At 67.2% G+C, this 933-nt stretch carries 1 protein-coding gene; it reads left to right on the top strand.

Annotation, left to right across the window (positions count from 1 at the left end):
• A partial coding sequence (locus AC01FP_RS17950) for an NAD(P)-binding class I SAM-dependent methyltransferase (protein ID WP_474482146.1) occupies nt 1–730 on the top strand: 730 nt, incomplete at its 5' end.
• Between the last annotated feature and the right edge of the window lie 203 nt (nt 731–933).

The raw sequence follows: 933 nt of genomic DNA on the forward strand, positions 1-933 counted from the left end.
CGACGCCCCGCGCCAGCAGCAACTCGGCGGCGCGTGTCTCGTGCTCGACCTCGTAGTCGGTGGTGATCGGCACGATCGAGTACCCGCCGACCATCGCGGCCTGCGCGATGCCCTGGCCGCCAGTGGCGACGCCGTGCTCTACCTCGAGGTGCCCAGCGGCGAAGAGCTGCTCAGCGCCCTGGGCTTGTGGGACTACCTCTACGAGCATGTCTCGTACTTCACGGCGCGCTCGCTGCAGGCCGTGCTCCATGCGGCCGGTTTCGAGGTGCTGGCGATGCAGCGAGACTTCGGCGGCCAGTTCCTGTGCGCGGAAGCCCGCGTGGCCCGGCCCGGGTTGGAGGCACCCCTGCCCATGGCATCACCGGCCGAAGCGGAACTGCGGCGCGCTGCCCAGGGCATGACCGAACGCCTGGCGCACTGGAGGCAATGGGCCGAGACCCTGCCTGCCGACGGTTCTTGCGTGCTCTGGGGCGCCGGCTCCAAAGGCGTGATGTTCCTCAACCTGCTGGGTCTGCGCTCGCCGGGCCGCACAGAGCGGATCGTCGACCAGAACCCCGACAAGCATGGCCGGTACGTGAGCGGTACCGGTCAGCTCATCGTGTCCCCCGAGTCCTTGCGCGACGGCAGCGTCCGCGAGTTGGTGCTGATGAACGGGATCTATGCGGGAGAAGTGCGCGAAAGGCTCGCGGCGCTGGGCCAGACCCCACACTTGAGGGTCGCCTGGCCCTGAGGAACGTTGCATCTGTGACAGCTGTCTGGCCGGGTCCGGGCATACACTAACCTGACCAAACGGACTGCTCCTTTTGGCTGGCCGTGAGGGCATCGAGAACTGCACGCGTTGCAGGCCGAAATGAACCCGAGGAACACTGGCAGCACCATGGCGCCCCCTGGATCCGCTGAAGCTCACATGCACGACGAAGCCGTTGAACTTGC

Source organism: Cyanobium sp. NIVA-CYA 375, assembly GCF_056108345.1.